We start from the raw sequence: 12,000 nt of genomic DNA on the forward strand, positions 1-12,000 counted from the left end.
AATGGGGCCATGGATGCCAACGCCCTTGCTCTCGACCCGGCGCGGCTGCGCGCGCTGATCACCCGGCTCGAACACGGCCTGCTCGAGCGCGAGGACGCGGTGCGGCTCGCGCTGCTGGCCGCCCTGGCCGGCGAGCACGTGCTGCTGATCGGCCCGCCCGGCACCGCGAAGAGCGCGTTGGCGCGGCGGTTGCAGCACGCCTTCGACGGTGCGCGCTGGTTCGAGCGGCTGCTGACGCGCTTCTCGGTGCCGGAAGAGCTGTTCGGCCCGCTGTCGTTGAAGGCGCTGGAGGACGACCGCTACGAGCGCCTGACCGAGGGTTACCTGCCGACCGCCGGCATCGCCTTCCTCGATGAGGTGTTCAAGGCCAACTCGGCGATCCTGAACGCGCTGCTGACGCTGCTGAACGAGCGCGAGTTCGACAACGGCCGCGAGCGCCTGCACACCCCACTGGTGTGCGTGGTCGGCGCGACCAACGAGGTGCCGGCCGAAGAATCGCTGCAGGCCTTCTACGACCGTTTCCTGCTGCGCGTGCCGGTGCGGCCGGTCAGCGATGCCGGCTTCGCTGCACTGCTGACGCTGGACGACGCCGTGCCGGACGCCGCCCGGCCGATCACGCCCGCCGAGCGCAAAGGCCTGGCCGTGGCGCGCGACGCGGTGGCGATGGAGAGCGAGGTGCTGGACGCGCTGGCGGAAGCTCGCCGCTTCGTGCGCGAGCAGGCGATCACGGTGTCGGACCGCCGTTGGCGCCAGACCGTCGGGCTGCTGAAAACCGCCGCGGCGAGCAGCGGACGCAGCGCGGTGTCGCGCATCGACCTGTGGCTGCTGCCGTACTGCCTGGCCGAGCAGCCGGCCCAGCTCGGCGCGCTGACCGACTGGGTGCACGCGACGCTGCTCGGCGCGCAGCCGCTCGAGGCCGCGTGGCTCACGCGTGCGATCGAGGCCTTCGAGCAGCAGTTCGGCATCGAGTGCCAGCCGCGCCAGGACGACGGCGAAAGCGGCAAGATGGCGCTGGCCCATGCGATCGGCGGCGTGGAACAGGGCCCCGGCGTGGCCCGGCTGGTGACGGCGTCGCTGGAGGCGCGGATGCAGCCGCGCTACGGTGCGCGCCACATCGCCGCCCGGGTGGCGCAGCTCGACGAGCTGCTGGCGCGCGCCGATGTCCACCTTCAGCCGCTGCGCACCCGCGCCGCGGCGATGGACGAGGCCCTGCGCCAGGCGCTGTGGCTGCCGCCGGCCCTGGCGGCACGGATCGCGGCGGCCCACGCGGCCTCGGTGCAGACGATGGACGTGCTGGTTGCACGGCTGCAGGCGGTGCGGGCCGACTTCGCGGCGCTGCCGGTCGATGACACCGCCGCCGGCGCGGCGCCTGCACCGGTGCGCTGGAGCGAAGCGGCCGCGGCCTGAGGATCCGAGGCCCGCATGGACCCGCGCCTCGCGGCCGTCGATCGGCCCTACGACCGGCTCGACGCCCTGCCGCGCGAGCTGTGGCTGCCGACGCTGATCAGCGCGGTGGGTCGCAGCGAGGCACGGCTGGAGCATGTGCACGGCTGGCTCTGCGCGCTGGAGGCCGGCGAGCTGCCCGCCGCCGCGCTCGATTTCGCCGATCCCGAGGCGCTGCGGCCGCTGCGGCAGGCGATCGGCGAGCTGGGCCTGCACGACCTGGCGCGTGGCGTGCCGGCCGCGGCCCAGCAGGTGCTGCGCACGGCGCTGTGGCATCTCGACCGGTTGATCGACCGGCCGGCCGACGCGCCGCGCGACGCCGCGATCGCCGAGATGGTGGAAGCCTTCCGCGCCGAGTGGACCCTGCTGCGCGCCGACTGGGAGCACCTGCTCGCGCTGCTGCAGGACCTGGGCGAGCTCGCGACACTGCGCCGGGACGCGCTGCACGGCCGGCTCGCGCGGCACGAGTGGCACGAGGCCCAGCAACTGGCGGCGCTGCTGACGCGCAACCCGGCGCTGGTGGCGCTGATCGCCGCGCTCGGCCGAGGCCTGCCGCGCGAGGCGCCGCCGCAGCCGGCACCCAGCGTGCCCGGCCGCGCGCGCGTGCTCGGCCACCTGGTCGAGACGCGCCTGCCCGACGCGCCGGGCGAGATCCTCGGCGTGCGCCCGGGGCGCAACCTGGCACGCATGCTGCCGTCCGAGGCGGCGCAGCTGCGCCACCCGCTGCTGCACAAGCTGTGGCGCGCGCGGCTGGCCGAGGCGCGGCTGATGGTGTGGGACGAAGAGGCCGTGCTGTTCGACCAGCGACCGGGCGGCGCCACGCCCCTGCGCGCGGCGCCGCAGGTCGAGCAGCCCCCGATGGAGCGCGGCCCGATGCTGGTGTGCATCGACACCTCGGGGTCGATGCGCGGCGCGCCGGAGCAACTGGCCAAGGCGGTGGTGCTGCAGGCGGCGCGCACCGCGCACCGCGAGCGGCGGCCCTGCCGGCTGATCGCCTTCGGCGGCGCCGGCGAGCTGCTGATGCACGAACTGGCGCTGACGCCGACCGGGCTGGACGCGCTGCTCGACTTCATCGGCCAGGCCTTCGACGGCGGCACCGACCTGGCCGCCCCTCTTGCACACGCGGTGACTGCGGTCCATCAGGCGCCATGGCGACAGGCCGACCTGCTGCTGGTCAGCGACGGCGAGTTCGGCTGCACGCCGGCCACGCTGGCGCTGCTCGACACCGCACGGCAGCACCACGGCCTGCGCGTGCAGGGCGTGCTGGTCGGCGACCGCGAGACCATGGGCCTGCTGGAGGTCTGCGACGCCATCCACTGGGTGCGCGACTGGCGCCGCTACGCGCCGGACCCGCGGAGCGCCTACGCCGACGGCCACTCGCCGGTGCACAGCAAGAGCCTCACGGCGCTCTACTTCCCCAACGCGCTGAGCGAACGCGCGAAGCGCAACCTGCAGGTCTGAGCCCGCCCGGAACGTGGTGCGGTTCACGCCGCTGCGGGCCGCATCGTGTCGCTTTGTAAAAGGCGCTGCACCCGCCCGGCTTCGGTCACGGAGGGCACACGCAGCCCCAACACACTGGTGCTCCGCATCGTGGCCGCTCGCGCGACCACGCCGATCACCACCGTGTCCTGGGGCGCCCATGTCCACACCCCGCTCACCGAGAGCGCGCCGCCTTGCCGTCCTCACCGCGCTGTGTGCCGCCACGGCCCTACTGGCTGCCTGCGGCGGCGGTGGTGGTGGTGGCAGCAGCAGCACCGATGACGGAGCGACCGGCGGCAGCGCCGCCCCACCCGTGCCGCCACCCTCCGGTGCGCCGGGCAACACGCCCACCACCACGCTGGATGCGACCCGACTCGCACACCAGGCCAGCTTCGGCCCGACCGAGGCGCTGGTGGCCGACATCCGCGCACGCGGCACGAGCAACTGGCTCGCCGCGCAGATGACCACGGCCAGCTCGCGCTACACGCGCGGCGGCAACGGCGACGTTCACCAGTGGACCGGCAGCGGCAACTACTGCGACGGCCGCAGCACCAACTGCTGGCGCGACAGCTTCTCGAGCCAGCCGCTGCTGTGGGACTTCTACCGCAACGCCGTCGGCGGCGCCGACCAGTTGCGCCAGCGGGTGGCCTTCGCGCTGCAGAAGATCGTGGTGGTGTCGAACCTGGAGGTCGAAGGGACCTACGGGATGCGCTACTACTACAACACGCTGCTCGACAACGCCTTCGGCAACTACCGGCAGGTGCTGAAGAAGGTCGCGCTGTCGCCCCTGATGGGCGACTACCTGAACAACGCCAACAACGACAAGGCGGCACCGAACGAGAACTTCGCGCGCGAGCTGCTGCAGCTGTTCGCGATCGGCACCTGCGAGCTCAACGCCAACGGCACGCTCAAGGGCGGCGCCTGCGCGCCGACCTACGGCAACGAGACGGTGCGCAACTACGCCTACGCGCTGACCGGCTGGACCTACCCGGCCGGCGGCAGCACCGCCTGGGGCTGCTGGCCGCAGAACACCCATTGCCGCTACTACGCCGGCGACATGGTGCCGGTGGCGCAGTACCACGACACGCTGGAGCGCGCGCTGCTGTCGGGCGTCACGGTGCCCGCGGGCAGCACCGCCGACCAGGCCCTCGAGGCGGTGCTCGACAGCCTGATGCAGCACCCGAACATGGCTCCGTTCATCGGCCGCCAGCTGATCCAGCAGCTGGTCGGCAGCAACCCGTCGGCGGCCTACGTGAGCCGCGTCGCGGCCGCCTTCAACGCCGGTCGCCACCAGGGCTTCGGCAGTGGCCAGCGCGGCGACCTCGCCGCCACCGTGGCCGCCGTGCTGCTGGACGCCGAGGCCCGCACGGAGGCCCCGGCCCGCAGCGCCGGCAAGTTGCGCGAGCCGGTGCTGCACTTCACCGGCGTGCTGCGCGCGCTGGGCGGCCGCACCGACGGCGACGCGCTGGGCTGGTGGTGGGGCGAGACGATGCGCCAGCACGTGTTCCGCCCGCCTTCGGTGTTCAACTACTTCCCGCCCGACTACCCGCTGCCCGGCGTGGCCGGCCTGAAGGCGCCGGAGTTCGGCATCCACAACGCCAACACCTCGCTGGAGCGGCTGAACTACCTGACCTACCTGCTGTGGTGGGGTGGCTCGGCGGCCAGTGCCGACGTGCCCGGCGCACTGGGAACCCGCGTCGACCTGCAGCCCTACACCAGCGACGCGGCCGATGCCGCGAAGCTGGTCGACCGCCTCTCGACGCTGGCGCTGGGCGCGCGACTGCCGAGCGCCGCGCGCGCGCAGGTGATCGCGGCGGTCGAGGCCTACACGAGCCAGAACGACTCGCAGAACTGGGCCACCAACCGCGTGCGCCAGGCCGCCTACCTGGTGTTCGGCTCGCCGAACTACCAGGTGCAACGCTGACGGCCCCTGGCCCTCGCCTCGGAGAACCTCGATGACAGATCACCCCAAGATCTCGATGGCGCGCCGCCGCTGGCTGCAGCGCTCGGCGCTCGGCGTGGCCGGCGCGTTCGGCACCGGCTCGCTGGTCAACCTGCTGTCGGCCACGCGGCCGGCCTTCGCGGCCGACTACAAGGCCCTGGTCTGCGTGTTCCTTTACGGCGGCAACGACGGGCTGAACATGGTGGTGCCGAGCGACGCCACCCGCCACGGCCAGTACAGCGCGGTGCGCGCCGGCCTGGCGCTGCCGCGTGGCAGCCTGGTCGAGCTGACCGGCAGCGACTACGGCCTGCACCCGGCGATGACGGCCCTGGCCCCGGCCTGGGCTGCAGGCCAGCTGGCGCCGGTGTTCAACGTCGGCCCGCTGGTGCAACCGCTGACCAAGGCGCAGTTCCGCGCGTTGCCCGACAGCTCACCGTCGCTGCCGGACAGCCTGTTCTCGCATTCCGACCAGCAGATCCTGTGGGAGACCGGCACCGGCGATGCGCTGACGCGCACCGGCTGGGGCGGCCGCGCCGCCGACGCGCTGGCCACCGCCAACCCGGTGATCTCGGTCGGCGGCAACGGCCGCTTCGGCTTGTCGGCATTGCAGGGCCCGCTGGTGCTGCCCGGTCCCGGCGCCACCTTCGGTGCCAACGGCCTGCAGCCGAGCGACCTGCAATGGGCACCGAACGCTGCGCGCAAGGCGGCCCTCGATGCGCTGTACGCGCCCACCGCGGTCGATGCGCTGGACAGCGACCTGGCCGGCAGCTACGCGCGCCAGCAGCGCGACGCCTTCGCGGTGTCGGCACGGCTGGGAACCATCGTCGCAGCACAACCCGGCGGCGGCTCGACCGCGATCGACGCGGGCTTCGCGCCGGTCATCGCCAGTGGTCGCGTCAGCGGCGGCCTGGCGCAGCAGCTCTACCAGGTGGCCAAGCTGATCGAGGCGAACGCCACCGTGCAGGGCAGCCGGCAGATCTTCTTCGCGCAGCTCGGCGGCTTCGACACCCACGGCAACCAGGTCGTCGGCGGCGACCCGCTGAGCGGCGACCACGCACGCCTGATGAAATCACTGGCCGACGCGCTGGCCGCCTTCAACGCGGCGATGAACAACCTGGGCATGGGCAGCCAGGTGACCACCTTCACGCAGAGCGATTTCGGCCGCACCTTCAAGCCGAACAACAGCCTCGGCACCGACCACGCCTGGGGCAACCACCACCTGGTGATGGGCGGTGCGGTGCGCGGCAACGCGACCTACGGCAGCTACCCGACACTGGCGCTGGGAGGGCCCGACGACGTGGGCCAGGACAGCTGGGAACTGCAGGGCCGCTGGATCCCGACCACGTCGGTCGACCAGTACGCCGCCACGCTGCTGAAGTGGTTCGACGCCACCGACGGCCAGCTCGACACCGTGCTGCCGAACCTGGCCAACTTCGGCAGCGCCCGCAACCTGGGCTTCGTCTGAGCTAGCGGGACGGTCGGCGTACGCCGGCCTGCTTGTCGAAGGCGGCCGGCGGCAGCGTGAGGTCCAGCCCCCAGGCGGTGCCGCAATCGGCCGGGTCCTCCGGCGGGCGAACGACGTGCTGCTCGGCGCGGGGCAGATGCCAGCGCAGCAACCATTGTTTCCACCAGCGAGCCAGGTTCATGCGCGCAGTCTGCGCGGCTGCCGCCCGAACCAGCGCCGGAATTGCAGGGCATAAACCGCCCTTTGCCGCGGGCACGGCCTGCGGTCGCGACGGGACGGCTTAGGCGTCGCGCTGCGGCTCGGCACGGCCGGCCTCGACGACGAAGGCCGCCTGGGTGTGCACGCGCGCATCGGCCGCCACCGGGAAGGCGGTGGCGCGCAGCTCGGCGTGCAGCCGCTGCGGCGTGAGGTCGAGCAGCATGTAGCCGCGCTCGTCGCTGCGCGCATGCAGCAGGTCGGGGTTGCTGCTGCGCATCAGCGCCGTCGCGGTGTCGGACAGGCCGCGCGAGGTGAGTGAGCTGGTGGCGAACTCGCTGGCGACCACCGCCGAGCGCGGATCGCCGAGGTCGGCGCGCAGGCGCGCGGCCACGTGGCGGTGCACGTCGCCGCCGAGGCAGACCACGTTGCCTTGCGGCTGCTCAGCGATCGCCCGCATCAGGCGTGCGCGCGCCTGCGGGTAGCCGTCCCAGCCGTCGCTGAAGAAGCTGCGGCCCAGCGGCGTGTCGATGCCACTGGGCGCGATCTGCGTGCCCTGGGCCAGCAGCCGCCAGCCGCGCCGGCTGGCGGCGAGCTGCTCGCCGATCCAGTGTTCCTGCGCCGCGCCGAACACCGTGGCCGACTCGTCGCCGAGCGACTCGCACTGCGTCAGGATGCGTCCGCCGGCGACGCCGGGCGGGTTGCAGGGCTGCAGCGAGCGGTACTGGCGGTTGTCCAGCGTCCACAGGTCGGCGAGCCGGCCCCAGCGGTAGTGCTCGTGGATGCGCATCTGCGCACCGACTGGCGCGCTGCGCGGCGACACCGGCATGTGCTCGAAATAGGCCTTGTAGGCGGCGGCGCGCAGTTGCAGGAAGTCCGCCGCGCTGCGCGCCGGGTCCCGTGAGGCGTCGGCGGCGTAGTCGTTCTCGACCTCGTGGTCGTCCCAGGTCAGCACCCAGGGATGGGCGGCATGCGCAGCGCGCAGTGCGGCGTCGAGCTTGTAGGTCACGTGGCGCTGGCGGAAGCCCTCCAGCGTGGTGGGTTGCGCCGCTTCGTGCGGTCTCAGCCGCAGGCGCGCGTTGCTCGATTCGTAGACGTAGTCGCCGACGAACAGCACCAGGTCGAGGTCGCGCGCGGCGATCTCGCGGTGCAGCGTGAACTCGCCCTGCTCGTAGTGCTGGCAGGACGCCAGCGCGATGCGCAGGCGGCCGACCTCGGCATCGGGCGCCGGCGCGGTGCGGGTGCGGCCGAGCGGGCTGGTCGCCTCGCCGGCGTGGAAGCGGTAGAAGTAGTGCCGGTCGCTCGGCAGCCCCGTCACCTCGAGATGCACGCTGTGCGCATGCTCGGGCCGGGCCCAGGTCACGCCGGTGCGCCGCTCGATCGAGAAGCCCTCGTCCTCGGCCAGTTCCCAGCGCACCGCGATCGGCGCGTCGGGAAGGCCCCCATCGGGTTCGCGCGGCCGAGGTGCCAGCCGGGTCCACAGCACCACGCCGTCGGGCGCCGGCATGCCACTGGCGACGCCGAGCGTGAAGGGATCGTCGCCACCGGTGAGCGTCTCGACGCGCTCGCCGCTGCGGCCGGCGCCGGGGCTGAACAGCGTGCCGAGCGCCAGCGCGGCCGCGTGGCGCCCGAGGCGATCGAGGAAGTCACGGCGCGACATGAGGCGGCCGATTGTGCCCAGCGTCCGTGAAATTCCGGTGGCAGTCCAGGCTGCGTTTCGTCACGACTTCCCTAACTTGGCGGCTTGGCCGCGACCGCCCGATCGCCTAACCTCGGCCCGCGGGCTGCGGCCCGCTTCATGCTTGTCGCATTCCGTCCTTCGACTCTCGCCATGACCCGCACCTCTCTGCAAGCCATCACCTGGGGCACGGTCAGCGCCGCCGTGGTCAGCGCGATGCTGCTCGCTGCAGCCGGCGACGACGCGTCCGAATGGCGCTTCGAGCCGCCGAGCGCGGGCGGGCGCCCGGCCTCGCTCGGTCGAAGTGGCGCGGCGGAGCGCCTGCAGCCGGCGCAGCCGCCGAACGAGCGTTCGTCGCAGGCCGTCGCGCCGCGCTGAGCGCCCGTCGGCTGCCGGCGCGCTCCTTCGTCAGCGATCCAGCGCCTGCGCGGCGCCGCGCGCCAGGGCCGCTCCCACCTCGTCCAGCCGCGCGGCGCGCACCGGCAAGCCGCTGTCGCCCCCCAGCTTCCACTGGTGCCAGTGCAGCGCCACCTCGATGCCGATGTCGGGTCGCAGGCACAGCAGTTCACCCTGCGCCAGCCGCTCGCGCACCTGCAGCTCCGGCACCACGCCAATGCCCCAACCCAGGGCGGCGGCCCGCACATAGGCCTCCGACGAGGGCACGAAGCGCTCTTCCAGCCGCGGCGAGCGCACACCGAAGGCCCGCGACACCCACTGTGTCTGCGTGTCGTCCTTTCGGTTGAACACCAGGAAGGGCACGCGAGCGAAATTGCCGCGGTGCAGGCCGTCGGCCGCGTCGCCGCCCAGCTCGCGTGCCACGAAGCCGGGGCTGGCCACCGCGATGTAGCGCATCACGCCGAGCGGCTCGACGCGGCAGCCGCGCAGCGCCTGCGGCACGGTCGACACGCAACCCAGCACCTGGCCCTGGCGCAACCACTCGTGGGTGAAGTCCTGGTCGTCGACGATCAGCTCCAGCCCGAAGCCATCCCTCAGGCCTTGCTGGACCAGCTCATCCAGTGCCGGCAGCACCCAGGTCGCCAGGCTGTCGGCATTGACCGCGATCGGCAGGCGGGCCTGCGACTGCATGCGCTCGCCGAGCTCGCGGGCGACGTCGGCGCGCATCGCCTGCAGCTGGCGCGCGAAGCGCAGCAGCACCTTGCCCGGCTCGGTCAGCCGCAACGGCCGGGCGCGGACCACCAGCAACTGGCCGACCTGGGATTCGAGCGCCCGCAGCCGCTGAGACACCGCCGACTGCGTGATCGACAGGCGCTGCGCCGCGCGCTCGAAGCTGCCGTCGTCGGCCAGCGCGGCCAGGCAATCGAGCGCAGCGGGGTCGAGATTCTGCATATCCTTGGCGCGGTCGTCGGATCAGTATTACTAATGTAATGCCAATAACTTGAATCACACTTCACCCTGAGGCAGGCGCTGGCCACAATCTCGGCATGCTGTCCACCGGCCTCCTGCTCGATCCTGCCGTGCCCGCCGCGCTGCTGCAGGGCGCGCTGATGATGGGTGGTCTGATCGTCGCGATCGGCGCGCAGAACGCGCTGGTGCTGCGCCAGGGCGTTCTGCGCGCACACGTGCTGCCGGTGGTGCTGCTGTGCACGCTGTCCGACTGGCTGCTGGTGGCGCTGGGGGTGTTCGGTCTCGGCGCGCTGATCGCCGCGCAGCCGCTGCTGCTGGAGGGCTTCCGCTACGGCGGCGCGGCCTTCCTCGCCGCCTACGGCTGGCGCGCCGCGCGCCAGGCCTGGCAAGGCACGGCCGCCGGGCTGCAGCTCGCGGGCAGCGGCGGCTCGCTCGGCGGCGCGCTGACGACCACGCTCGCGCTCACCTACCTGAATCCGCACGTCTATCTGGACACCGTGGTGCTGGTCGGCGGCGTCGGCGCACAGCATGCCGGCGCGGCTCGGCTGGGCTTCGTCGCCGGGGCCTGGCTGGCGTCGGCGGCGTGGTTCGCGCTGCTCGGTTTCGGGGCGGTCGGCGCGGCGCGCTTCTTGCGCCGGCCCGCCGCATGGCGAGCGATCGATGCGCTCGTCGCGGTGGTGATGTGGGCAGTCGCGGCGCAGCTGCTGCTGACGCCCCTGAAGCAGACTTGATGCATGAGGAGTTCGCCATGAAAGTCATCGTCCTGGGCGCCGGCATCATCGGCGTCAGCACCGCCTGGTACCTGCTCGAGCAGGGGCACGAGGTCACGGTCGTCGACCGCCAGCCCGACGCCGCGCTGGAGACCAGCTTCGCCAACGGTGCGCAGATCTCGGTCAGCTTCTGCGAGCCCTGGGCCAACGCCGACGCGCCGCTCAAGGTGCTGAAGTGGCTGGCGCGCGACGACTCGCCGCTGCTGTTCCGCCCCAAGCTGGATCCCTGGCAATGGCGCTGGGGCCTGAGCTTCCTGACGCAGTGCACCGATGGCGCTTTCGAGCGTAACGTGCAGCAGCTCGTCGCGCTGGGCCGCTACAGCCACGAGTCGCTGAAGGGCTTGGTGGCGCAGACCGGCATCGAGTACCACCGGCTCGAGCGCGGCATCCTGCACTTCTTCAGCAGCCAGAAGGACTTCGAGGGCGGTGCGACCGGCGCCGAGCTGATGCGCCGCCACGGCGTCGACCGCCGCGTGCTGTCGCGCGACGAGGTGCTGCGCATCGAACCGGCCCTGGCGACCTATGGCCCGCGCATCGCCGGCGGCACCTATACGCCGAGCGACGAATCGGGCGATGCGCGCGTGTTCACGCAGGAACTGGCGAAGCGCTGCGCCGCGCGCGGCGCGGTCTTCCTCTACGGCCAGGCGATCGACGGCCTGGACCGGGAAGGCGACCGGCTGAGCACAGTGCGCATCCGCGATCTCGCCTCGCAGCAGCCGCGCACGCTGAAGGCCGACGCCTTCGTCGCGGCGCTCGGCTCCTACACCGCGCCGCTGCTGCGCCCGCTCGGCGTGCACCTCAACATCTACCCGGCCAAGGGCTACTCGGCGACGCTGAAGCTGCGCCAGCCGGAGCGCGCCAGCGTGGTCAGCATGATCGACGACGCGCGCAAGATCGCCGTCTCACGGCTGGGCGACGAGGTCCGCATCGCCGGCACCGCCGAGCTGGCCGGCTACGACACCGGCCTCGACAGCCCCACCTCGCGCGTGCGCTGCCAGGCGCTGGTGCGGCGCTACGAAGAGCTGTTCCCCGGCGTGGCCGACCTGTCCGAACCGAACTTCTGGGCCGGCCTGCGGCCCAGCACGCCGACCAATATTCCCTACATCGGCCGCAGCCGCATCGCGAACCTGTGGGTCAACGCCGGTCACGGCACGCTGGGCTGGACGCATGGCGCGGGCTCGGGCCGTGCGCTGGCCGAGCTGATCAGCGGCAAGCGCCCCGCGCTCGAGTTCGGCTTCTACGGCGAGCGCGGCACCGGCATCGCCCGGGCCGGCACTCGCCGCGCCGCCACGGCGGCGCCTTCTCGAGCCTGACGCGCCGACCGCACCACGCGCCCGACCGCGGCGGCAGAATCGTGGTCCATGGTCAGCGTCACGTTCACGGCCCACCTGCAGCGGCATGTCGATTGCCCGCGGCACGTGCTGCGGGCCGCGACGCTGGCCGAAGCCCTCGAGCAGGTGTTCAAGACCAGCCCGCGGGCGCGCGGCTACCTGCTCGACGACCAGGGCGCCTTGCGCGCCCACGTCGCGGTGTTCATCGACGGGCAGCGGGCGCGGGATCGGCAGCACCTGAGCGACGCGCTGCGCCCCGATGCCGACGTGCACGTGCTGCAGGCGCTGACCGGCGGCTGAGCGTGCGCCGCGTTGGCTGATGACAAGGAGGG

At 72.7% G+C, this 12,000-nt stretch carries 11 protein-coding genes; 8 read left to right on the forward strand and 3 right to left on the reverse strand.

Annotated elements, in window-relative coordinates; all coding sequences use genetic code 11:
• The first annotated feature begins 9 nt into the window (after positions 1–9).
• From ASC67_RS09245 to ASC67_RS09260, 4 genes are all read left to right on the forward strand, one after another.
• Positions 10–1,407, forward strand: a complete 1,398-nt coding sequence (locus ASC67_RS09245; RefSeq protein ID WP_056318455.1) for an AAA family ATPase — start codon at positions 10–12, stop codon at positions 1,405–1,407.
• Between the two features lie 15 nt (positions 1,408–1,422).
• Positions 1,423–2,904 carry a VWA domain-containing protein gene (locus ASC67_RS09250; protein ID WP_056318461.1) on the forward strand — a complete coding sequence of 494 codons (1,482 nt, stop codon included), beginning with the start codon at positions 1,423–1,425 and terminating at the stop codon, positions 2,902–2,904.
• Between the two features lie 178 nt (positions 2,905–3,082).
• On the forward strand, positions 3,083–4,846 hold the full coding sequence (locus tag ASC67_RS09255; RefSeq protein ID WP_056318464.1) for a DUF1800 family protein: 1,764 nt from the start codon (positions 3,083–3,085) through the stop codon (positions 4,844–4,846).
• Positions 4,847–4,877: 31 nt separating this feature from the next.
• Positions 4,878–6,329 carry a DUF1501 domain-containing protein gene (locus ASC67_RS09260; protein ID WP_056318466.1) on the forward strand — a complete coding sequence of 484 codons (1,452 nt, stop codon included), beginning with the start codon at positions 4,878–4,880 and terminating at the stop codon, positions 6,327–6,329.
• Position 6,330: 1 nt separating this feature from the next.
• On the opposite strand, the gene ASC67_RS20565 is transcribed toward ASC67_RS09260, so the two are convergent.
• Positions 6,331–6,510, reverse strand: coding sequence for a hypothetical protein (locus ASC67_RS20565; RefSeq protein ID WP_156466716.1), 180 nt, complete (start codon positions 6,508–6,510; stop codon positions 6,331–6,333).
• A gap of 99 nt (positions 6,511–6,609) precedes the next feature.
• Positions 6,610–8,184: an alkaline phosphatase gene (locus ASC67_RS09265; protein WP_056318468.1), complete on the reverse strand. Its 1,575-nt coding sequence runs from the start codon at positions 8,182–8,184 to the stop codon at positions 6,610–6,612.
• 171 nt (positions 8,185–8,355) lie between these two features.
• Between ASC67_RS09265 and ASC67_RS09270 the strand changes: the two genes are divergently transcribed.
• Positions 8,356–8,580 carry a hypothetical protein gene (locus ASC67_RS09270; RefSeq protein ID WP_056318472.1) on the forward strand — a complete coding sequence of 75 codons (225 nt, stop codon included), beginning with the start codon at positions 8,356–8,358 and terminating at the stop codon, positions 8,578–8,580.
• 30 nt (positions 8,581–8,610) lie between these two features.
• Here ASC67_RS09270 and ASC67_RS09275 read toward each other — a convergent pair whose 3' ends face one another.
• Positions 8,611–9,549: a LysR family transcriptional regulator ArgP gene (locus ASC67_RS09275; RefSeq protein WP_056318475.1), complete on the reverse strand. Its 939-nt coding sequence runs from the start codon at positions 9,547–9,549 to the stop codon at positions 8,611–8,613.
• Between the two features lie 95 nt (positions 9,550–9,644).
• On the opposite strand from ASC67_RS09275, the gene ASC67_RS09280 reads away from it, so the two are divergent.
• The 3 genes from ASC67_RS09280 to ASC67_RS09290 are packed head-to-tail and all read left to right on the forward strand — an operon-like array spanning position 9,645 to position 11,968.
• Positions 9,645–10,298: a LysE/ArgO family amino acid transporter gene (locus ASC67_RS09280; RefSeq protein WP_082535921.1), complete on the forward strand. Its 654-nt coding sequence runs from the start codon at positions 9,645–9,647 to the stop codon at positions 10,296–10,298.
• A 17-nt stretch (positions 10,299–10,315) separates the two neighbouring features.
• On the forward strand, positions 10,316–11,650 hold the full coding sequence (locus ASC67_RS09285; protein WP_056320712.1) for a D-amino acid dehydrogenase: 1,335 nt from the start codon (positions 10,316–10,318) through the stop codon (positions 11,648–11,650).
• Between the two features lie 48 nt (positions 11,651–11,698).
• Positions 11,699–11,968, forward strand: coding sequence for a MoaD/ThiS family protein (locus ASC67_RS09290; RefSeq protein WP_056318477.1), 270 nt, complete (start codon positions 11,699–11,701; stop codon positions 11,966–11,968).
• The last annotated feature ends 32 nt before the right edge of the window (positions 11,969–12,000 follow it).

The sequence above is a fragment of the Methylibium sp. Root1272 genome, from assembly GCF_001425905.1.
GTDB lineage: Bacteria > Pseudomonadota > Gammaproteobacteria > Burkholderiales > Burkholderiaceae_C > Methylibium.

Excerpts from the sequence above, each read along its gene's own strand:
- ASC67_RS09265 (WP_056318468.1), bottom strand. The coding sequence starts at position 8,184 with ATGTCGCGCCGTGACTTCCTCGATCGCCTCGGGCGCCACGCGGCCGCG.
- ASC67_RS09250 (WP_056318461.1), top strand. The coding sequence starts at position 1,423 with ATGGACCCGCGCCTCGCGGCCGTCGATCGGCCCTACGACCGGCTCGAC.
- ASC67_RS09285 (WP_056320712.1), top strand. The coding sequence starts at position 10,316 with ATGAAAGTCATCGTCCTGGGCGCCGGCATCATCGGCGTCAGCACCGCC.
- ASC67_RS09280 (WP_082535921.1), top strand. The coding sequence starts at position 9,645 with ATGCTGTCCACCGGCCTCCTGCTCGATCCTGCCGTGCCCGCCGCGCTG.
- ASC67_RS09245 (WP_056318455.1), top strand. The coding sequence starts at position 10 with ATGGATGCCAACGCCCTTGCTCTCGACCCGGCGCGGCTGCGCGCGCTG.
- ASC67_RS09270 (WP_056318472.1), top strand. The coding sequence starts at position 8,356 with ATGACCCGCACCTCTCTGCAAGCCATCACCTGGGGCACGGTCAGCGCC.
- ASC67_RS20565 (WP_156466716.1), bottom strand. The coding sequence starts at position 6,510 with ATGAACCTGGCTCGCTGGTGGAAACAATGGTTGCTGCGCTGGCATCTG.
- ASC67_RS09260 (WP_056318466.1), top strand. The coding sequence starts at position 4,878 with ATGACAGATCACCCCAAGATCTCGATGGCGCGCCGCCGCTGGCTGCAG.
- ASC67_RS09290 (WP_056318477.1), top strand. The coding sequence starts at position 11,699 with ATGGTCAGCGTCACGTTCACGGCCCACCTGCAGCGGCATGTCGATTGC.
- ASC67_RS09255 (WP_056318464.1), top strand. The coding sequence starts at position 3,083 with ATGTCCACACCCCGCTCACCGAGAGCGCGCCGCCTTGCCGTCCTCACC.
- ASC67_RS09275 (WP_056318475.1), bottom strand. The coding sequence starts at position 9,549 with ATGCAGAATCTCGACCCCGCTGCGCTCGATTGCCTGGCCGCGCTGGCC.